General features: G+C 74.5%; 17 protein-coding genes. 14 read left to right on the top strand and 3 right to left on the bottom strand.

Annotation, left to right across the window (positions count from 1 at the left end; translation table 11 throughout):
* Nucleotides 1-284: 284 nt before the first annotated feature.
* A complete protein-coding gene (gene valS, locus OG937_08325; GenBank protein ID WUD71697.1) occupies nucleotides 285-2858 on the bottom strand; it encodes a valine--tRNA ligase in 2574 nt (857 codons plus the stop codon).
* A gap of 106 nt (nucleotides 2859-2964) precedes the next feature.
* Between valS and OG937_08330 the strand changes: the two genes are divergently transcribed.
* Together OG937_08330 and OG937_08335 are read left to right on the top strand one after the other, a co-directional pair.
* Nucleotides 2965-3444: a MarR family winged helix-turn-helix transcriptional regulator gene (locus OG937_08330; GenBank protein ID WUD71698.1), complete on the top strand. Its 480-nt coding sequence runs from the start codon at nucleotides 2965-2967 to the stop codon at nucleotides 3442-3444.
* 9 nt (nucleotides 3445-3453) lie between these two features.
* The gene (locus OG937_08335; GenBank protein ID WUD71699.1) at nucleotides 3454-3909 is read left to right on the top strand and encodes a universal stress protein; all 456 of its coding nucleotides are present in this window, start codon (nucleotides 3454-3456) and stop codon (nucleotides 3907-3909) included.
* 22 nt (nucleotides 3910-3931) lie between these two features.
* Here the strand turns inward: OG937_08335 and OG937_08340 are convergent, their stop codons facing one another.
* Nucleotides 3932-4891, bottom strand: a complete 960-nt coding sequence (locus OG937_08340; protein ID WUD71700.1) for an NADP-dependent oxidoreductase — start codon at nucleotides 4889-4891, stop codon at nucleotides 3932-3934.
* Nucleotides 4892-5106: 215 nt separating this feature from the next.
* On the opposite strand from OG937_08340, the gene trxA reads away from it, so the two are divergent.
* From trxA to OG937_08400, 12 genes are all read left to right on the top strand, one after another.
* Nucleotides 5107-5490: a thioredoxin gene (gene trxA, locus OG937_08345; protein ID WUD71701.1), complete on the top strand. Its 384-nt coding sequence runs from the start codon at nucleotides 5107-5109 to the stop codon at nucleotides 5488-5490.
* A gap of 33 nt (nucleotides 5491-5523) precedes the next feature.
* Nucleotides 5524-7194 (top strand): AMP-binding protein, encoded by a 1671-nt coding sequence (locus OG937_08350; GenBank protein WUD71702.1) that lies wholly within the window; start codon nucleotides 5524-5526, stop codon nucleotides 7192-7194.
* Between the two features lie 125 nt (nucleotides 7195-7319).
* The gene (locus OG937_08355; GenBank protein ID WUD71703.1) at nucleotides 7320-7946 is read left to right on the top strand and encodes an endonuclease; all 627 of its coding nucleotides are present in this window, start codon (nucleotides 7320-7322) and stop codon (nucleotides 7944-7946) included.
* A gap of 226 nt (nucleotides 7947-8172) precedes the next feature.
* Nucleotides 8173-9450, top strand: a complete 1278-nt coding sequence (egtA, locus tag OG937_08360) for an ergothioneine biosynthesis glutamate--cysteine ligase EgtA (GenBank protein WUD71704.1) — start codon at nucleotides 8173-8175, stop codon at nucleotides 9448-9450.
* Nucleotides 9447-10778 (top strand): ergothioneine biosynthesis protein EgtB, encoded by a 1332-nt coding sequence (gene egtB, locus OG937_08365; protein ID WUD71705.1) that lies wholly within the window; start codon nucleotides 9447-9449, stop codon nucleotides 10776-10778. Before egtA ends, egtB begins: the two co-directional genes overlap by 4 nt.
* Before the next feature lie 31 nt (nucleotides 10779-10809).
* Nucleotides 10810-11565, top strand: a complete 756-nt coding sequence (gene egtC, locus OG937_08370) for an ergothioneine biosynthesis protein EgtC (protein ID WUD71706.1) — start codon at nucleotides 10810-10812, stop codon at nucleotides 11563-11565.
* Complete coding sequence (gene egtD, locus OG937_08375; protein WUD71707.1) at nucleotides 11562-12524, top strand: L-histidine N(alpha)-methyltransferase; 963 nt, start codon at nucleotides 11562-11564, stop codon at nucleotides 12522-12524. Before egtC ends, egtD begins: the two co-directional genes overlap by 4 nt.
* Before the next feature lie 113 nt (nucleotides 12525-12637).
* Nucleotides 12638-14179 (top strand): FUSC family protein, encoded by a 1542-nt coding sequence (locus OG937_08380; protein WUD71708.1) that lies wholly within the window; start codon nucleotides 12638-12640, stop codon nucleotides 14177-14179.
* Nucleotides 14180-14240: 61 nt separating this feature from the next.
* Nucleotides 14241-14744, top strand: a complete 504-nt coding sequence (locus OG937_08385) for a MarR family transcriptional regulator (protein ID WUD71709.1) — start codon at nucleotides 14241-14243, stop codon at nucleotides 14742-14744.
* Nucleotides 14745-14880: 136 nt separating this feature from the next.
* A complete protein-coding gene (locus tag OG937_08390) occupies nucleotides 14881-15663 on the top strand; it encodes a GNAT family N-acetyltransferase (GenBank protein ID WUD71710.1) in 783 nt (260 codons plus the stop codon).
* 1 nt (nucleotide 15664) lies between these two features.
* Nucleotides 15665-16582, top strand: coding sequence for a 1-acyl-sn-glycerol-3-phosphate acyltransferase (locus tag OG937_08395; GenBank protein WUD71711.1), 918 nt, complete (start codon nucleotides 15665-15667; stop codon nucleotides 16580-16582).
* Between the two features lie 155 nt (nucleotides 16583-16737).
* Nucleotides 16738-17607 carry a serine protease gene (locus OG937_08400; GenBank protein ID WUD71712.1) on the top strand — a complete coding sequence of 290 codons (870 nt, stop codon included), beginning with the start codon at nucleotides 16738-16740 and terminating at the stop codon, nucleotides 17605-17607.
* 7 nt (nucleotides 17608-17614) lie between these two features.
* Here OG937_08400 and OG937_08405 read toward each other — a convergent pair whose 3' ends face one another.
* Nucleotides 17615-19438, bottom strand: coding sequence for an AMP-dependent synthetase/ligase (locus tag OG937_08405; GenBank protein ID WUD71713.1), 1824 nt, complete (start codon nucleotides 19436-19438; stop codon nucleotides 17615-17617).
* Nucleotides 19439-19452: the final 14 nt, after the last annotated feature.

The raw sequence follows: 19452 nt of genomic DNA on the forward strand, positions 1-19452 counted from the left end.
GGCGGACGCCGAGGCCGAGGGCGACGCCGACGGGGACGGTGAGTGCGAGGGCGACACCGAGGCCGGGGCCGACGGCTCAGGCGGTGCGGAGGACGTGCCGCCCTCCCCCGAGCACCCGGCCACCGCCGGCGCTGGGAACAGCCCCGCCCGGCCGCCAGTCCCCACCGGCCCGTTCCGTCGCTCACCGATCCACCCGCCCCGCACCGCTCACCGATCCCATGACGGGCGCAATCCACCGGCTCCGGGCGCCGGCCGGGCGGGCGGGGCGGGCACGTCGCAGGCGTTCAGGGCGAGTCCGGGAAGCGCACCTCGTACGCCAGGGCGTCACCGGCCGCCGGGACGTGTTCCACCGCCGCCGCGCGGGCCGCGGCGCGGACGTCGTCCTCGGCCAGGGCGAGGAGCGCCAGCTCCGGGGCCGGGCCGGTGACGACGAGCCGGGCGACCTCCGCCCGCATCGACAGCCGCGCCTCGGACTTGGCCTTGCGGACCGCGGTGATCGCGTCGCGGGCGGTGGCCAGGACGCGCGGGTCCCCGTCGCCGGAGAGCGCCCGCAGGGCATCCGCGTCGGGCCAGTCGGCGCGGTGGACCGAGCCTTCACGCCACCATGACCAGACCTCCTCGGTGACGAAGGGCAGGAAGGGCGCGAACAGCCGCAGCAGGACCGACAGCGCGGTGGACAGCGTCGCGAGGGCGGAGGTGTCGCCGTCGTACGCGCGGCCCTTGACCAGTTCGACGTAGTCGTCGCAGAAGTCCCAGAAGAAGGACTCCACGCGTTCCAGGGCGCGGGCGTGGTCGAACTCCTCCAGGGCGTCGGTGGCGGCGCGGACGGTCGACGCGAGGGCCGCGAGGAGGGCGCGGTCCAGCGGCGCGGCGACCGCCGGTGCGGCGCCTTCCGCCACCGCGCCGTCCGCGACCACGCCGGAGGTGACGACGAAGCGGCCGACGTTGAGGACCTTGATGGCCAGGCGGCGGCCGATCTTCATCTGCCCGGTGTCGAAGGCGGTGTCCGTGCCCGGCCGGGCGGCGGCCGCCCAGTAGCGGACGGCGTCGGAGCCGTGCTGCTCCAGCAGGTCGCCCGGGGTGACCGCCTTGCCCCGGGACTTGGACATCTTCTTGCGGTCCGGGTCGAGGATCCAGCCGGAGATCGCGGCGTGCCGCCACGGCAGGACGCCCTGCTCGGCGTGGGCGCGGACGATGCTGCCGAACAGCCAGGTGCGGATGATCTCGTGGGCCTGCGGCCGAAGGTCCATCGGGAAGACCCTGGCGAACAGCTCGTCGTCGGTGCCCCATCCGGCGGCGATCTGCGGGGTGAGCGACGACGTCGCCCAGGTGTCCATGACATCCGGGTCGCCGGTGAACCCGCCGGGCGCGCCGCGCTGCTCCTCGCGGTAGCCGTCGGGGACGTCGGTACCGGGGTCGACGGGCAGCGCCGACTCGTCGGGGACCAGCGGCGTGCCGTGGACGGGCTCGCCGGTCTCGTCGAGCGGGTACCAGACGGGGACGGGGACGCCGAACCAGCGCTGGCGGCTGACCAGCCAGTCGCCGTTGAGTCCTTCGACCCAGCTCTCGTAGCGGACGCGCATGTGCTCCGGGTGCCAGCGCAGTTCGCGACCCCGCTCCAGCAGCCGGTCGCGCAGGGCCTCGTCGCGGCCGCCGTTGCGCAGGTACCACTGGCGGGTGGTGACGATCTCCAGCGGCCGGTCGCCCTTCTCGTAGAACTTCACGGCGTGGACGACCGGTTCGGGCTCGCCCTCCAGGTCGCCGCGCTCGCGCAGCATCCCCACCAGCCGCTCGCGGCCGGTGTGCGCGGTGGCGCCGGCCAGCTTTCCGTACGCCTCGCGGGCCTGCGCCGTCCGCAGGGCGGCCGGCGGCGCGGGCAGGAAGCGTCCGTCGCGGCCGAGGACCGGGCGGGTGGGCAGCCGTAGTTCGCGCCACCAGATGACGTCGGTGGTGTCGCCGAAGGTGCAGATCATGGCGATGCCGGTGCCCTTGTCCGGGTCGGCCAGCCGGTGGGCGTGGACGGGGACCTCGACGCCGAAGACCGGGGTCGTGACGCTCGTGCCGATCAGCTCCCGGTAACGCTCGTCGTCGGGGTGCGCGACCAGGGCGACGCAGGCGGGGAGGAGTTCCGGCCGGGTGGTGGCGACGACGACCCGGCCGCCGCCGGGGCGGTGGAAGGCCAGCCGGTGGTAGGCGCCGGGCCGTTCGCGGTCCTCCAGCTCCGCCTGGGCGACGGCGGTGCGGAAGGTGGTGTCCCACAGGGTGGGCGCCTCGGCCGAGTAGGCCTCGCCGCGCGCCAGGTTGCGCAGGAAGGCGCGCTGGGAGGCGGCGCGCGAACGGGCGCCGACGGTCTGGTAGGTGAGCGTCCAGTCGACCGACAGGCCCAGGCGGCGCCAGAGTTGCTCGAAGGCCTTCTCGTCCTCGGCGGTGAGGGCCTCGCACAGTTCGATGAAGTTCCGCCGCGAGACGGGCCGCTGGTGACTGCCGGGGCGCTCGGGCGGGGTGAAGCCGGGATCGTACGGGAGCGAGGGGTCGCAGCGGACCCCGTAGTGGTTCTGGACCCGGCGCTCGGTGGGCAGGCCGTTGTCGTCCCAGCCCATGGGGTAGAAGACGGTCTGCCCGCGCATGCGCCGGTAGCGGGCGACGGTGTCGGTGTGGGTGTACGAGAAGACGTGGCCGATGTGGAGCGATCCGCTGGCCGTGGGCGGCGGGGTGTCGATGGAGAAGATCTCCTCGCGCGGCCGCGACCGGTCGAAGCGGTGTACGCCCGACTCGTCCCAGCGCCGCGACCATTTCGCTTCGAGCCCGTCGAGGGAGGGCTTGCCGGGGACGTCGTGGTGACGGGACGGGGGGTTCATGCCGTCCCATGGTAGGCAGGCGGGCCCCCGCGGCCGAACGATTTACCCGCCGGATCGTTCGTGTCACCGATGATTCGGTAACGGACCTTTTTGCTAGGCTCAGACCATGGGTCCCACGGTTTCCGCGCCCGACTTCACCGGGCTGCTGCAGTACGCCAGCCACGCCATGACGAACCGGCTGGCGGCGGCGCTGGCCGAGGTCGGGCTCACCCCCCGCGGGTACTGCGTGCTGCTGCACGCGCTCCCCGGGGAGCTGACGCAGGCTCAACTGGCCGAGGTCTCCCAGCAGGACAAGACCACGATGGTGGTCACCATGGACGAGCTGGAGCGGGCCGGCCTCGCCGAGCGGCACCCCTCCCCCACGGACCGCCGGGCCCGCATCATCACCGTCACCGAGGCGGGCCGGGAGCTCGTCGCCCGCGGCAGGGAGATCACCGCGCGCGTCCACGGCGACCTGCTGGCGGCCCTTCCCCAGGAAGAACGGACGGTCTTCACCTCCGCGCTGCAGCGGCTGGTGGACGGTCATCTCGCCGCGGGCGCGGATTCCCCGCGTCCGGTGCGGCGCGCGCGGCAGTCCCGCAAGTAGGCTCGGAACGTGAGCGACAAGGCGGCTTTCGAGCGGGGCACGGACGGTCCCAAGGTGATCGTGGCGGGACTGGACGGATCGGAGTCGTCGTGGCGCGCCGCGGCGTACGCGGCGGGGCTGGCGCGGCGCCAGAGGGCGCTGCTGGCGATCGTGTACGTGCAGCCGGTCCTGGCGGCGGGGGCCGCCTTCGGCGCCCCGGTCGCGGAGGCGACCGCCGAGATCGCCGACGAGCTCAAGGCGGAGATAGAGAAGGCCGCTTCACGCTTCCAGTCGGTGTCCAGCCTGCGCTGGGAGTTCCACACCTTCACGGGCGACCCCTTCAGCGGGCTGTCCCAGGCCTCCGACGAGCTCAAGGCCGACGCGGTCGTGGTCGGCGCCTCCGAGAAGGCCGGGCACCGGATCGTGGGCTCGGTGGCGGTGCGGCTGGTCAAGGCGGGCCGCTGGCCGGTGACGGTCGTCCCGTAGGCCCTCTCCCGCCGCGGGGCGGTCAGGTCCCGTCGGCGACGTGGATGACGACTTTGCCGCGGCGGTGCTCGTGCTCCAGCGCCTCGTAGGCGGCGCGGGTCTCGGCGAGCGGCACCACGCGGTCGACGCGCGGGGTGAGCTTGCCGCCGTCGATGAGCCGGGAGACCGCCTCCAGGCCCGTCCGGTCCGGCTCGACGACGAAGAAGACGCCGCGGGCGCCGTGCGCGCGGGCGCTCTCCTCGTCCGGCGGGGACACGATGCTCACCAGCAGGCCGCCGGGACGCAGCACCGACCAGGAGCGGTCCTGCGTGGCGCCGCCGACGGCGTCGAAGACGACGTCCACGTCCGCCACCTCGTCCTCGAAGCGGCTGCCGGCGTAGTCGACGACCCGCTCCGCGCCCAGTCCGGCGACGAAGCCCGCGTCGCGCGCGGCGGCGGTCGCCGTGACCCGCGCGCCGAGCGCGGCGGCGATCTGGACGGCGAAGGAGCCGACGCCTCCCGCCGCGCCGTGGACCAGCACATGCCGGCCCGGGGTGACCCCTGCGTGCCGGGCCAGCGCCTGCCAGACGGTGAGCGCGGCGAGCGGGACCGAGGCGGCCGCGTCGTGGTCGAGACGCCGGGGCTTGGCGGCCAGGATGCCCGCGGGGAGCGTGACGAACTCGGCCGCGGCACCGTCGTGGACGAAGGGGATCAGTGCGTAGACGGCGTCCCCGACCCTCGGGGTGATCACCCCGGGGCCCACCTCGGCGACCACTCCGGAGACCTCGTGCGAGGGGATCGTGGGGGTGCGGTCGCGGCCCGAGCCGTCGAAGCTGTCGGTCCAGGTCGCGTCCCAGCCGAGCTCCCCGGCGGTCACGGAGGCCGCCCGCACCGCCACCAGCGCCTCACCCGCGTCCGGCTCCGGGCGGGGCACGGTCTCGTAGCGGAGCTGTTCGGGCCCGCCGCGCCGATGCGCCCGTACGGCGTGCATCGTCGTCACCATCGGCCGCTCCCGTGGATCGCTCCCGTGCCTGACCGGCGGGGGCGACGGACGTCCCCGCTCCCTCCAGCATCCGGCCCCGCCCGGCTCCCGGCATCCCGTTCCGCGGGGCGGCGGGGGGACGCGCCGGGAGGGCGGCGTTCGGAATAGCGCAGCGCTGCCCTCGGTTACGGTCAGTGGGTCCCGACCGACGGCACCCGGAAGCAGGTAAGGGAAGCATGAGCACTGTTGAGCTCACCAAGGACAACTTCGACGAGGTCGTGGGCAACAACGATTTCGTCCTGATCGACTTCTGGGCGTCCTGGTGCGGCCCGTGCCGGATGTTCGCCCCCGTCTACGAGTCGGCCGCGGAGAAGAACACCGACCTCGTGTTCGGCAAGGTCGACACGGAGGCGCAGCCCGAGCTGGCCGCCGCGTTCCAGATCCAGTCCATCCCGACGCTGATGATCATCCGCGACAAGGTGGCCGTCTTCTCCCAGCCCGGCGCGCTGCCCGCGCCCGCGTTCGAGGACCTGATCAAGCAGGCCCGTGACCTGGACATGGACGAGGTCCGCAAGTCCATCGCCGAACAGGGCGCGGACCAGGAGGCCCCGAAGGCCTGACATCTGACGAGGCGTCAGCTATGGTGCGGCCGTATGGGGCGCACCATAGCGGAACTCGTCGAAGGCCAGTGGGGCGATCGGCGCCCCGGTCTGCTGTACGGGGAGCGCAGGCTCAGCCGCCATGACGTGGCGGCCGCTTCCGCCGCCCGCGCCGCGCTGCTGGCCGACCTGCTGCCGCATGGCGCCGAGCCGCACCTCGGGGTGCTCCTGGGCAACGTCCCGGAGTTTCCGCTGTGGCTCGGCGCCGCGGCGTGCGCGGGGGCCGCCGTGGTGGGGGTCAACCCGACCCGGCGCGGTGCGGAGCTGGCCCGGGACATCGCGCACACCGAGTGCGCGCTGCTGGTCACGGAGCACGCGCACCTGCCCGCGCTGCGCGGTCTCGCGCTCCCCCTCCCCGCGGAGCGGATCCTGGTCGTGGACGACCCGGCGTACGCGGCCCTGCTGCGCCCGTACGAGGACGCCGGTCCGCCGCGCGGCGGCCGGACACACCCCGGCTCCCGGCTCCTGCTCTACTTCACCTCCGGCTCGACCGGCGCCCCCAAGGCCGTGGTCGTCTCCCAGGGGAGGCTCGCCGACGCGGGCGCCTCCCTCAGCGGCTTCCTGGGTCTCGGACCGGACGACGTCCACTACCTGTGCATGCCGCTCTTCCACGGCAACGCCGTGATGGCCGGCTGGGCCCCCGCCCTCGCGGGCGGCGGCGCGGTCGCGCTGCGCCGGTCCTTCTCCGCCTCCCGCTTCCTGCCGGACGTACGCGCCTACGGGGCCACGTACTTCACCTACGTCGGGCGGGCCGTGCAGTACCTGCTCGCCACCCCCGAGCGCCCCGACGACCGCGACCACCGCCTGCGCCGGGGCTTCGGCACCGAGGCCGGGGCCGTGGACGCGGCCCGGTTCGCGGAGCGCTTCGGCGTGCCCCTCACCGAGGGGTACGGCTCCTCCGAGGGCGGGGCCGCCATCCAGCACTCCCCCGGCACGCCGCCCGGCGCGGTCGGGCGTGCCGCTCCCGGAGCCGACCTCGCCGTGGTGGACCCGGCGACCGGCGCCGAGCGGCCCCGCGCGGTCCTCGACGCGGCGGGCCGGCTGCTCAACGGCGACGAGGCGATAGGCGAGCTCGTCAACCGCGGGCCCTCCCGCTTCGAGGGGTACTGGCGCAACCCCGAGGCGGTCGCCGCGCGCACCCGCGACGGCTGGTACTGGACCGGCGACCTCTTCTTCCGGGACACCGGCGGCTGGTTCCACTTCGCGGGCCGCGCCGACGACCGGCTGCGCGTGGACGGCGAGAACCTCGCCGCCGCCGTCGTGGAGAACGTCCTGGCCCGCTTCCCCGCCGCCGCGGCGGTCGCCGTGTACGCCGTCCCCGACCCCGTCTCGGGCGACCAGGTGATGGCGGCCCTGGCCCTCCGTGAGGGCGCCGCCTTCGACCCCGGCGCCTTCGCCGCGTTCCTGGCGGCGCAGGCGGACCTCGGCACGAAGTCGGCCCCGCGCTTCGTACGGGTCGTACCGCGCATGCCGGTCACCGCCACCAACAAGGTGCGGCGCGCGGCCCTGCGCCGTGAGGGCTTCCGCTGCCCCGACCCCGTGTGGTGGTCCCCGCCCGGCGAGGGACCCTGCGGCGCGGCGTACCGCCGCTTCACCGCCGCGGACCTCGCCACGCTGCTGGAGTGCTACCGCGCCCAGGACCGCGCCGGGCTCCTGGACCGCTGAGCCCACGGCCCGGGCCCGCACCCCGGGCAGTCGTTTCATGCCGGTCCGTCCGGGAACACGCACCCCATGTGCCACGACCAGCTCCGGCCGCCGCGCCGGGCACCGCGCACGGTAACGGGCCCGACATGACGGCCGACCGGGGTGCGGAGAACGCCCGGGACGTGCGGGACGCCCGGGCGACGGTGCAGGCGCTGCTGGCGGCCCACGGCGAGACGTACGCCATGGAGGCGGGCATCCGGTTGCGCGACACCCCGCAGCCCCTCTACCAGTTGCTCGTCCTCGCGATGCTGCTCAGTGCCCGCATCCGCACGCCGACGGCCGGCGCGACCTGGCAGCGGAGACGGGACGTGCTGGACGAGGGCGGCTACCGGCGGTACGACGAGCGGACCGCGACCCGGCTCGGCGACGCCGCGCAGTTGCTGCTGGACCGGTACGACGGCGACCTGCGCAAGGCCCGCGCGGCGGCCGACGGGGACGCGGAGCGGCTGTGCCGGCTGCTGCGGGAGGTGCCCGGCATCGGCCCGGTCGGGGCGGGCGTCTTCCTGCGGGAGGTGCAGGCGGTGTGGCCGGAATTCGCCCCCGCCTTCGACGGGAAGGTGCTCCAGGGTGCGCAGCGCCTGGAGCTCCCCGGCACGGCCGGCGAGCCGGCGGAGCTGGTGCCGGAGGGCGAGGAGGCCGTCCTGGCCGCGGCGCTGGTACGCGCCGCGGTGGACCGGAAGATCGCCGGGAAGGTCCTGGCATCCATGCTCTGACCTGCACAGACGCGCTCTGGAGATGCGGGCCGCCAGGTCGCGGTCCACGCTTGATTCGGACCGGACGGCTGAGGCCGCCCTCGACTCGGGTGTCATCTGCCGTCCCTCGGCCGTTCGTCCAGGGCGCTCTTGAGCGGCCCGCACCGAAGGGCTTAGGTGGTACGGACACCGCCCGGCCGTGGCCGGGCGGGACACGGAAAGCCGCCTTCGACGGGAGGTCCCGGCCATGCCCGGCACCAGCCAGCGGATGGAGACATCCGAACCGATCACCGAGACAGCAGCGGAGGAACATATCCAGGGCATCTGTTTCAAGACCGGCCCGCCGCGCCGCATAGGCGTGGAACTGGAATGGTTCCTCCACGACCCGCACGACCCGGCCCGCCCGGTGGGCCGCGCACGGCTCGGCGCCGCCGTCGCCGGACTGCACGACCTGTACCTCCGCTCCCGGCTCACGACCGAGCCCGGCGGCCAGCTGGAGCTGAGCTCGCTGCCCGCCCCCTCACTCACCGCGTGCGTCAACGCCGCGGCCGCCGACCTCCACTCCGTACGCCACCGGCTCCGCCGGGAGGGCCTGGCCCTGGCGGGCCACGGCCACGACCCCTGGCGACGACCCCGCCGGCTGCTGGACGAGCCCCGGTACGCGGCGATGGAGACGTACTTCGACCGCTCAGGACCCGCGGGCCGGTCCATGATGTGCTCCACGGCCTCCGTCCAGGTCTGCCTGGACTCGGGCACGGAGGAGCCGGGCCCCTTCGGACTCGGCAGACGCTGGCTGCTGGCGCACCTGCTGGGCGCGGTCCTGGTCGCCGCGTTCGCCAACTCGCCGCTCAGCGCGGGCCGTCCGACCGGCTGGCGGTCCACACGGCAGGCGGTGTGGGCCGCCCTGGACCCGGGGCGCACCCTCGCCCCGCCCACCGAGGCCGACCCGCGGACGGCCTGGACCGCCTACGCCCTGGACGCCCCGGTGCTGTGCATCCGCGGCGACGAGGCACCCTGGACGGTGCCCGACGGGCTCACCTTCCGCGACTGGATCCGTGACGGGTCGTACCGGCCTCCGACCGCCGCCGACCTGGACTACCACCTGTCGACGCTGTTCCCGCCGGTGCGGCCACGCGGCTACCTGGAACTGCGCATGATCGACGCGCAGTCGGGGCGGGACGGCTGGATCGTGCCGCTGGCCGTGGCCGTGGCGCTCTTCGACGACGCCGCCGCCTCCGAGGTCGCCTATCGGGCGGTGAAGCCGCTCGCCGACGCGGCGGGCCGGGACCCGGCGCCGCGCAACCCGCTGTGGCGGCGCGCCGCCCGGCACGGCCTGGCCGACCCCGAACTCCACGCCACCGCCATGACCTGCTTCGCCGCGGCCCGTGAGGCCCTGCCCCGGCTCGGTGCGGACCAGGCCGTGCAGCGGGCGGTGGACGACTTCACCGAGCGCTACGTCCAGCGCGGCCGCTGTCCCGCCGACGACATGCTCGACGCCTTCCTACGCAAGGAGAGCCGCACGTGACCGCACCCGCGCTCGACCCCGAGACCCTGCGCCGGCGGGCGCTGGACGCCCTGACCACCGCGCGCGACCGGACCCGGGCGCTCACCACCTGCGTCGACGACCATGAACTCGCCGCGCAGCACTCCCCGTTGATGTCCCCCCTGGTCTGGGACCTGGCCCACATCGGCAACCAGGAGGAACAGTGGCTGCTGCGGAACGTCGGCGGCCGTGAGGCCCTGCGCCCCGACATCGACCCGATCTACGACGCCTTCGAGCACCCGCGCTCGGAACGGCCCACGCTGCCGCTGCTGCCGCCCGCGGAGGCGCACGCGTACGCGGCCGAGGTACGCGGCCGCGTGCTGGACATCCTGGAGCGGGCTCCGCTGCACGGCACGCCGCTGACCGACGCGGCCTTCGCCTTCGGCATGATCGCCCAGCACGAACAGCAGCACGACGAGACGATGCTGATCACCCATCAGCTGCGTCGCGGCCCGGCGGCACTGACCGCGCCCCCGCCGCCGCCCGCACCCGCGGACACGGCGCTGCTGCCGGCCGAGGTCCTGGTGCCCGGCGGTCCGTTCAGCATGGGCACCTCGGCCGAGCCGTGGGCGCTGGACAACGAACGTCCCTCGCACGTGCGCGAGGTGGCGCCGTTCTTCATCGACACCGTGCCGGTGAGCAACGGCGCGTACCTCGCCTTCATCGAGGACGGCGGCTACGAGGACGAGCGCTGGTGGACCCCGGCCGGCTGGGCGCACGTCCGCGAGCACGGCCTGTCCGCCCCGCTGTTCTGGCACCGGGAGGGCGGTACGTGGCTGCGCCGCCGCTTCGGGGTGACCGAGCCGGTGCCGCGCGAGGAGCCCGTGCTGCACGTGTGCTGGTACGAGGCCGACGCGTACGCCCGCTGGGCAGGGCGCCGGCTGCCCACCGAGACGGAGTGGGAGAAGGCGGCCCGGCACGACCCGGGGAGCGGCCGCTCCCGCCGCTACCCGTGGGGCGACGCCGACCCCGGCCCGGAGCACGCCAACCTCGGGCAGCGGCACCTGCGGCCGGCCCCGGTGGGCAGCTACCCGGCCGGTGCCTCGCCGCTGGGCGTACGGCAGCTGGTCGGCGACGTGTGGGAGTGGACGGCGAGCGACTTCCTGCCCTACCCGGGCTTCGCCCCGTTCCCGTACAAGGAGTACTCGGAGGTCTTCTTCGGCCCCGACCACAAGGTGCTGCGCGGCGGTTCGTTCGCCGTGGACCAGGTGGCCTGCCGGGGCACGTTCCGCAACTGGGACTACCCGGTCAGGCGGCAGATCTTCTCCGGCTTCCGCACCGCCCGCGACGCCCACCCGGAGCAGGTGTGAGCGCCGCCCCGAGCAGACGGGGGCGCGGCTGATGTGCCGGCACCTGGCGTACGTCGGGCCGCCCGTCGCGCTCCGCGAGCTCGTCATCGACCCGCCGCACTCGCTGTACCGCCAGTCGTGGGCGCCGCGCCGGCAGAAGTACGGCACGGTCAACGCCGACGGCTTCGGGCTCGGCTGGTACGCGGACGGGGATCCGCTGCCCGCGCGCTACCGGCGCTCCGGGCCGGTCTGGGACGACCCGTCCTTCGCGGACGTGTGCCGGGTGACGCGCTCCGGAGCGCTGCTCGGCGCGGTCCGCGACATCACCGAGGGCTCGGTGGCCGACGAGTCCGCCGCCGCGCCGTACACGGCGGACCGCTGGCTGTTCAGCCACAACGGCGCGCTGCGCGGCTGGCCGCACTCGGTCGCCGAGGCGGCCCGCACGCTGCCCCCCGAGGAGCTGCTGACCTTGGAGGCGCGCTGCGACTCCGCCCTGGCCTGGGCGCTGACCCTGCACCGGCTGCGCGCCGGCGCCGCCGCGGACGAGGCGCTCGCCGACACCGTCGGCCGGCTGGCCGCGCTGACCCCCGACTCACGGCTCAACTTCCTGCTGACCGACGGCCGGGCGATCGCCGGTACCGCCTGGGGCGACACGCTCTGGTACCTGGACACGCCCGGCCGCTCCCTCGTCGTGGCCTCCGAGCCGTACGACGACAGTCCGCGCTGGACCGAGGTCCCCGACCGCCACCTGCTGTTCGGCGATCCCACCGAGGTCCTGCTGATCCCGCTCAAGGAGCCGCACCTGTGAGCCCGTTCACCCTCACCCGCACCCTGCCCGCCGACGCCACCGCGGCCGCGCTGCGCGCCGACGTGGCGTACGGGCTGACCCGCAGCCCCAAGCAGCTCCCGCCCAAGTGGTTCTACGACGCCCGCGGCAGCGAGCTGTTCGAGGAGATCACCCGGCTGCCCGAGTACTACCCGACCCGCGCCGAGCGCGAGATCCTGCACGCGAGGGCGCCGGAGATCGCCAAGGCGACCGGCGCCCGCACCCTCGTCGAGCTGGGCTCCGGCTCCTCGGAGAAGACCCGGCTGCTCATCGGCGCGCTGGGCGCACCGCTGACGTATGTGCCGATCGACGTCAGCGAGTCCGCGCTCAGAGGGGCCGGCGACGCCTTGCTCGCCGACCACCGTGAGCTGACGGTGCACGCGCTCGTCGCCGACTTCCAGCACGGCCTGACCCTCCCCGGCACTCCCGGGCCGCGGCTGGTCGCCTTCCTCGGCGGCACGATCGGCAACCTGCTGCCGCAGGAGCGGGCCCGTTTCCTCTCCTCGGTCCGGACCCTGCTCTCCCAGGGCGACGCGCTGCTGCTCGGCACCGACCTGGTCAAGGACGAGGCGACGCTGGTGGCGGCGTACGACGACGCGCGGGGCGTCACGGCCGCCTTCAACAAGAACGTCCTGTCGGTCATCGACCGCGAGCTCGGCGCGGACTTCCACCCGGACGACTTCGACCACGTCGCCGTGTGGGACCGCGAGGAGGAGTGGATCGAGATGCGTCTGCGGGCGCGCGCGGACGTGACCGTGAAGGTCCCCGCGCTCGACCTGTCCGTGGACTTCGGCCGCGGCGAGGAGATGCGCACCGAGGTCTCCGCCAAGTTCCGCGAGGAGGGCGTGCGGGCCGAGCTGGCCGCCGCCGGTCTCGCCCTGCGGCACTGGTGGACGGACGCCGAGGGGCGGTTCGCGCTGTCGCTGGCGTTCCCCGCCTGATCCGCGCGGGTCCGCGGTGGCCGGTCCCGGAGCGGGGCCGGCCACCGCGTTCGTCCCGGGTCCGTCCGGCCGGAAGATCTTTCACGAGTAAAACATCTGCTAAGCTTTCCCGTATGCCCGCTTTCCCCCTCCCCGTCCGCGGTGCCTTCCGGCTCCGCACCGTCCAGGACCTCTGGCACCGCCGGGCCCTCAGCGTCGTCGTCGCCGTGGGCCTGGCCGAGGTGACGCTGCTGGCCCTGGGGCGGCTGGACCTGGTGCTGTACGCCGCCGGCGGCGGACTGTGCGCCCTGTACGCGCACGGGCTGCCCTTCGCCGCCCGGGCCCGGACGCTCGCCCTGGTCGTCCTGGGCATGGCCGCCGGGGCCGGGGTGGCGCTGACCACCGCCGCGCTGACCGAGTCGACGCCGGTCCGTGTGGCGGTGGCCGCCCTGCTCGCGGCGGTGCACAAGGTGGTGTGCGACGCGACACGGATCGGGCCGCCCGGGAACGTGATCTTCACCTTCGTGGCGGCGAGCGCCGCCTTCGTCCCGCAGACCCTCGGGCAGGTGCCCGCGCACACCGGGCTGGTGCTGCTCGGCGGGGCCGTCGCCTGGCTGGTGTGCATGGCCCCGGTGCTCGTGCGGCCGCACGCCCCCGAGCGCACCGCCGTCGCGCGGGCCCTGGAGGTCCGGGCCCGCGCGCTGACCGACGGGGGGACCTCCGGCAACCGGCACGAGGCCACCCTCGCGGCGCACACCGCCTGGCACACCCTGCGGGCGGCCCGGACCACCGTCCATCTGGTGGGCCTGGAGCGGCTGCTGGCGCGCGCCGAGGCCGCCGAGCCGTCCGACGCGGACCGGCTCACCGAGTGGGCCCGGGCCCTGCGCCGTACCCGCACCCTGCCGGACCCCGGCCCCGCCGCGCGCACCCCCGCCCCTTCCGTCGGCACCCGGACCGGCCGGGCGGGGCGGCCCCACCGCCCCGGCCTGCGGCATCTGCTCCCCGTCGGGCTGCGCGTCCTGCTGGGCAGCGCCCTGGCGGGGTGGGGATCGATGGCCCTGGGCGTGGACCGGCCGTACTGGGCCGTGGTAACCGCCGCGGCCGTCTTCGCGGCCAACACCACCCTGTCATGGCACCGCGCGCTGCAGCGGGTGCTCGGCAACCTCCTGGGCGTGCTGCTGTTCACCGCCCTGGTGCCGCTCACGACCACCGGGGCCGTGGCCCTCATCGTGACCGCGCTGGCGTGCAATGTCGCGGCCGAGGCGACCATCGCGCGCAACTACTGGATCGCCAGCGCCTTCGTGACGCCCATGGCCATGATCATGACCGAGTTCGCGGGCGCGCAGCCCGCCGGCCGACTGGTGGCCGACCGCTGGCTGGACACCCTCGTCGGCGCCGCGGCCGGGCTGCTCGCCTGCTTCGCCGTGCCGAACCGCCGGGCGGGCCACCGGGTGGGCGCCGCGCTGCGGCGCCTGGAGCACGAGCTCGCGGCGCCCGTCGCCCGCGAGGCCCGGCTCGTGGCCGCCCTCCTGGAGCTGCGCGAGGCCGCCGACACCGCCTCCGGCGAGTGGTGGAGCCGGGCCCTGCACGAGCGTCGGATCGCCGCCGCGGAGGAGCGCGGCCACGTGATGCTGGCAGGTCGGCGCGGGGACGGCCGGTCCGTCACCGTGCCCTGACGACGCGTACGATCATGCGCACGCCGCCGGAGCCGCCGGCGTACGGAGGAAGGACAACCGCGTGGAGGACGCCGTCGCGACGGTGCTGCGCCAGTGGCAGGACGTCTACCCGGACCTGGACTTCGGGCCGGTCGCCGTGATCGGCAGGCTGAACCGCTGCGCCGCCCTGCTGCAGCAGGTCACCGAGACGCCCTTGGGTCGCGAAGGTCTCACCCGCCCGGAGTACGACATCCTCATCGCCCTGCGCCGCGTCGGCGGCGAGCTGACGCCGGGCCGGCTGGCCCGGGAGACCTTCGCCTCGGGCGCCGCGGTCACCAAGCGGATCAAGCTGCTGGAGGAGCGCGCCCTGGTCGCCCGCCGCCCGGACAGCCGGGACCGCCGGGTCTCCCACCTGCGGCTGACCGAGGAGGGCCGCGCGCTCGTCGACCGCGTCCTGCCCGAGCAGCTCGCCTACGAGACGGGGCTGCTGTCCGGGCTCCCGGAGGGCCGCCGCGAGGAGCTGGCGGGCATCCTCGGCGAGCTCCTGCTGCTGCTCGAAGGCCGCTTGGGAGCGCTTTCCGGGTGAAGCGGGCGGCCCGCGGACCCACGGCACCGGCACTTCAGCGAGCGCACATCTGCGCGCTCCGTCAAGGACACGCCAAGGCAAGGCCGCGACGGGACAGATAAGGGTGTCCCCGTCCCCCTGACCAGGGAATCGCGCCATGACCGCTTCGTACGAACTCGCTCCCGTCGTCGACACCCCGACCGACCGCCCCCGCTATTCGGTGAGCCTCGCCCAGGACGAGGCGGAGGTGCGGGCCGCACAGCGTCTGCGGCACCAGGTGTTCGCCGGGGAGATGGGGGCCCTGCTGGACACGCCCGAGCCGGGCCTGGACGTCGACGCCCTCGACGCCTTCTGCGACCACCTGCTGGTGAAGGACGACCGCACTGGCGAGGTCGTCGGCACCTACCGGCTGCTCACCCCCGCCAACGCCCGCCGCGCGGGCCGCAACTACTCCGAGTCCGAGTTCGACCTGACCCGGCTCGCGCCGATCCAGCACGACATGGTCGAGGTGGGCCGCTCGTGCGTGCACCCCGACCACCGTGACGGGGCCGTCGTCGCGCTGATGTGGGGCGGCATCACCCGCTACATGGCGACCACCGGCCACAACTGGGTCGCCGGCTGCTGCTCGGTGCCGCTCACCGACGGCGGCGCGCTGGCCGCCGGCGTGTGGGACCGGGTCTCCGCCAAGAACATGGCCCCCGAGGAGTACCTGGTCTCCCCGCACCGCCCCTGGGACCCGGCGGGCATCGTCCGCCCGGCCCGTACCACGCTGCCCGCACTGCTCCGCGGCTACCTGCGGCTGGGCGCCTGGGTGTGCGGCGAGCCCGCCTACGACCCGGACTTCGGCGTCGCCGACCTGTTCATCCTGCTCTCGCTGGAGCGCACCGACGAGCGCTACCTGCGCCACTTCGGCGCCATCGGCTCGCTCGGATCGGTCTGAGATGGCCGCGGCGTGGTGGTCGCCGGTCGCCCCCTGCACCCCGCAGGCGTGCGTGACCGGCGACGGTCAGGCGGTGGGCCGGGTCCGGCGGCTGCTGCGGTACGCCGCCGCCCTGGTGGTGCTGCTCACCGGTGTCGTGCTCTCGGTGCCGTTCGGCGCGCTGTGCGGCCCGGCGGGGCGCGAGCGGCTGATCCGGCGCTGGACCCGCTCGGTGGCGGCGGCCTTCGGCGTCCGGGTGCGGCTGCCCGAGCCGGCGCCGCGGGAGCCGGGCCGCGGCCTGCTGGTGGTCTCCAACCACGTGTCGTGGCTGGACATCCTGCTGATCGCCGCGGTCTTCCCGGGCCGCAACGTCGCCAAGCGGGAGATCCGCGACTGGCCGGTGATCGGGCGGCTGTGCGTGCGCGGCCGCACGATCTTCATCGACCGGGAACGGATCCGCGCGCTGCCGGACACGGTGGCGGAGGTCGCGGACGTGCTGCGCTCGGGCGCGACGGTGGTGGCCTTCCCGGAGGGCAGCACCTGGTGCGGCCGTGAGGAAGGCCGGTACCGCCGGGCGCTGTTCCAGGCCGCGCTGGACGCCGGCGCCGACGTGCAGCCGCTGCTCATCCGCTACCGGCACGCCGACGGGAGGCCCAGCACCGAGGCGGCGTTCCTCGGCGAGGACACCCTGATGGACTCGGTGCGCCGGGTGGTGGCGGCCCGCGGCCTCACCGCGGAGGTGGCGGCGTTTCCCCGCATCGCGGCGGGCTCGCTCCCGGACCGGCGGGCGCTCGCGGCCGCTGCCCGTCACGCCTCCGTCGCCCCCGCACCGCGCGCGGCCGTACCGGTCCAGGCCGGTCCCCACGAGCGCGGGACGGACGTCCGGATCGGCGCGCCCGCCCGCCGGCCGGGCGACCGGGTCGTGGGGCTTCCGGGCTGACGTCCCGTCACCGGACCGCGCCCGCCGGCAGACGCTCCCGGCGCGGCGTCGGGCGCGGTCCGGCCGCATGGGGCCCTCTTGTGACCACCCTCTCGAGTTCACAACAATGTCCATGCCAAAACCGAAAGAACTTCGGTCTCGAGAGGACCCCCCACATGAAACGACCTCTCAGAGGAGTCTTCACGGCCGCCCTTGCGGCCCTCGCCGCGGTCGCGTCCCTCGGGCTGTCCGCGGCCCCCGCCTCGGCGGCCGGCCGGCACGCCGCGGCCGCACCGGACGCCAGGGCCGCCGTCACCGTCGACTTCGCCGGGACGGTGTCGCTCAGCAACTGCTCCGGGTCGCTCATCCGCTTCCCGGGCTCCGCGTCCACCGACCCCGCCTTGGTGCTCTCCAACGGGCACTGCCTGACCAGCGGCTTCCTCGACCCCGGCGAGGTGCTGGTCAACCAGACCTCGACACGCACCTTCGGCCTGCTCAACGCCTCCGGCCGCTCGGTCGCCACGCTGCGCGCCACCAAGCTGGCGTACGCGACCATGACCGACACCGACATCTCGGTGTATCAACTGGGCCGCACCTATGCGCAGATCCAGTCCTCCTACGGGATCTCCGCGCTGGAGGTCTCCGGTACGCACCCGGTGCAGGGCACGGCCATCAAGGTCGTCTCCGGCTACTGGAAGACCATCTACAGCTGCAGCATCGACGGCTTCGTCCACCTCCTCAAGGAGGGCGACTGGACCTGGAAGGACTCGGTCCGCTACACCTCCTCGTGCAACACCATCGGCGGCACCTCGGGTTCGCCCGTCATCGACACCGCGACCGGCAAGGTCGTCGCCATCAACAACACGGGGAACGAGGACGGCGGCCGCTGCACCCTCAACAACCCCTGCGAGGTGGCCGCGAACGGCACCGTCACCGTCCGCCAGGGCATCAACTACGCCGAGCAGACCTACGGGATCGGCACGTGCGTGACCACGGGCAACCGGTTCGACCTCACGCTGCCGGGATGCCTGCTCCCCAAGCCGTGACCGCGGTTCAGCGCCGGTACATCGCGTCGATCTCGGCGGCGTAGGCCTCCTCGACCGCCCGGCGCCTGAGCTTGCGGGAGGGGGTGACCAGCCCCCGCTCCTCGGTGAACGAGGCGGCCAGCACGCGGAACGAACGGATCGACTCCGCCTTCGACACCCGCGTGTTGGCCGCCGACACCGCCCGCCGCACCTCGGTCTCCAGCTCCGGGTCGCGCACCAGCTCCTGCAGCCCGGCCTCGGCCTTGCCGCGCAGCCGCAGCCACTGGGTCGTCGCCTCGGTGTCCAGGGTCACCAGGGCCGTCACGTAGGGCCGGTCGTTGCCGATGACCAGGCAGTGCTCGACCAGCGGATGCTCGCGGACGCGTTCCTCCAGGACGGCCGGGGAGAGGTTCTTGCCGCTGGTCGTGACGATGATCTCCTTCTTGCGGCCGGTGATCGTCAGGTAGCCGTGCTCGTCGAGGAAGCCGAGGTCGCCGGTGTGCAGCCAGCCGTCGCGCAGGGCCTGCGCCGTGGCCCCGGGGTCGCCGAGGTAACCGGAGAAGACGGCCGGGCCGCGCAGCAGGATCTCGCCCTCGTCCGAGATCCGCACGTCCGTCCCGGGCACGGGGAGACCGACCGTGCCGTAGCGCACCCGCCCGGGCGGGTTGGCGGTGGCGGCCGAGGTGGACTCGGTGAGTCCGTAGCCCTCGTACACAGTGACCCCCGCGCCCTCCAGGAACAGCCCGAGCAGCCGCCCCATGGTGGAGCCGCCGCTCACCGCGTTGCGGACCCGGCCGCCCAGCGCCTCGCGGACCTTGGCGTACACCATCCGGTCGTAGACGCGGTGCAGCACTCGCAGCGCCGCGCTCGGTCCCGGGCCAGTGCCCAGCGCACGGCGCTCGCGGGCCTCGGCGAAGCGCACGGCCACGTCGACGGCCTTGTCGAACACACCGAGGTGGCCGGCCTCCTCCGCCTTGTCGCGCGCGGCGTTGAAGACCTTCTCGAAGACGTACGGCACGGCGAGCACGAACGTCGGCCGGAACAGCGCCAGGTCGGGCAGGAGTTCGGCGGCCGTCATCTCGGGCTGGTGGCCCAGGCGCACCCTCGCCCGCACGGCCGCCACCTGGATCATGCGGCCGAAGACGTGGGCCAGCGGCAGGAAGAGCAGCACGGACGGCTGCGCGGAGGTGCCGCTGTCGAAGACCGGCCGCCAGCCGGCGATGAGGTTGTCGGTCTGGCACATGAAGTTGCCGTGGGTCAGGACGCAGCCCCGGGGTCGTCCGGTGGTGCCCGAGGTGTAGATCACGGTGGCGACGGCGTCGGGGGTGACGGCGAGCCGGTGCCGGTGGACCACGTCCTCGGAGATCCGCTCCCCGTCGGCCACCAGCTGCTTCACCGCCCCGGAGTCCAGCTGCCAGACGCGGGTCACTGCGGGCAGCCGGTCGATCACCGAGCCCAGCGTCATGGCGTGGTCCTCGTGCTCCAGGACGCAGCCGACGGCGCCGGTGTCGTGGAGGATCCAGCGCAGCTGCTCGGCGGAGGAGGTCGGGTAGACGGGCACCGGCTGCGCCCCGATGGTCCACAGCGCGAAGTCGAAGAGCGTCCACTCGTACCGGGTGCGCGACATGATCCCCACCCGGTCCCCGAACCGCACCCCGTGCGCGAGCAGCCCCTTGGCCAGGGCCGTCACCTCGTCGCGGAACTCGGCCGTGGTCACGTCCCGCCAGCGGCCGTCCTCCTTGCGGCCCAGCCGCACCTCGTCCGGGGCCTGCGCCGCGGTCTCGAACACCACGTCGGCCAGGCCACCGGCGAGGGTGGCCGGGACCAGCGCGGGCAGACTGAATTCGCGCACGCGGGCACCTCGTG

The sequence above is a fragment of the Streptomyces sp. NBC_00510 genome (assembly GCA_036013505.1).
Classification (GTDB): domain Bacteria; phylum Actinomycetota; class Actinomycetes; order Streptomycetales; family Streptomycetaceae; genus Actinacidiphila.

What these genes read in the sequence shown, in the direction of transcription:
- egtA (WUD71704.1), top strand. Translation starts at nt 8,173, where the DNA reads ATGCCCGGCACCAGCCAGCGGATGGAGACATCCGAACCGATCACCGAG.
- OG937_08400 (WUD71712.1), top strand. Translation starts at nt 16,738, where the DNA reads ATGAAACGACCTCTCAGAGGAGTCTTCACGGCCGCCCTTGCGGCCCTC.
- OG937_08380 (WUD71708.1), top strand. Translation starts at nt 12,638, where the DNA reads ATGCCCGCTTTCCCCCTCCCCGTCCGCGGTGCCTTCCGGCTCCGCACC.
- OG937_08350 (WUD71702.1), top strand. Translation starts at nt 5,524, where the DNA reads ATGGGGCGCACCATAGCGGAACTCGTCGAAGGCCAGTGGGGCGATCGG.
- OG937_08340 (WUD71700.1), bottom strand. Translation starts at nt 4,891, where the DNA reads ATGGTGACGACGATGCACGCCGTACGGGCGCATCGGCGCGGCGGGCCC.
- OG937_08390 (WUD71710.1), top strand. Translation starts at nt 14,881, where the DNA reads ATGACCGCTTCGTACGAACTCGCTCCCGTCGTCGACACCCCGACCGAC.
- OG937_08395 (WUD71711.1), top strand. Translation starts at nt 15,665, where the DNA reads ATGGCCGCGGCGTGGTGGTCGCCGGTCGCCCCCTGCACCCCGCAGGCG.
- trxA (WUD71701.1), top strand. Translation starts at nt 5,107, where the DNA reads ATGAGCACTGTTGAGCTCACCAAGGACAACTTCGACGAGGTCGTGGGC.
- OG937_08355 (WUD71703.1), top strand. Translation starts at nt 7,320, where the DNA reads ATGACGGCCGACCGGGGTGCGGAGAACGCCCGGGACGTGCGGGACGCC.
- OG937_08330 (WUD71698.1), top strand. Translation starts at nt 2,965, where the DNA reads ATGGGTCCCACGGTTTCCGCGCCCGACTTCACCGGGCTGCTGCAGTAC.
- valS (WUD71697.1), bottom strand. Translation starts at nt 2,858, where the DNA reads ATGAACCCCCCGTCCCGTCACCACGACGTCCCCGGCAAGCCCTCCCTC.
- egtC (WUD71706.1), top strand. Translation starts at nt 10,810, where the DNA reads ATGTGCCGGCACCTGGCGTACGTCGGGCCGCCCGTCGCGCTCCGCGAG.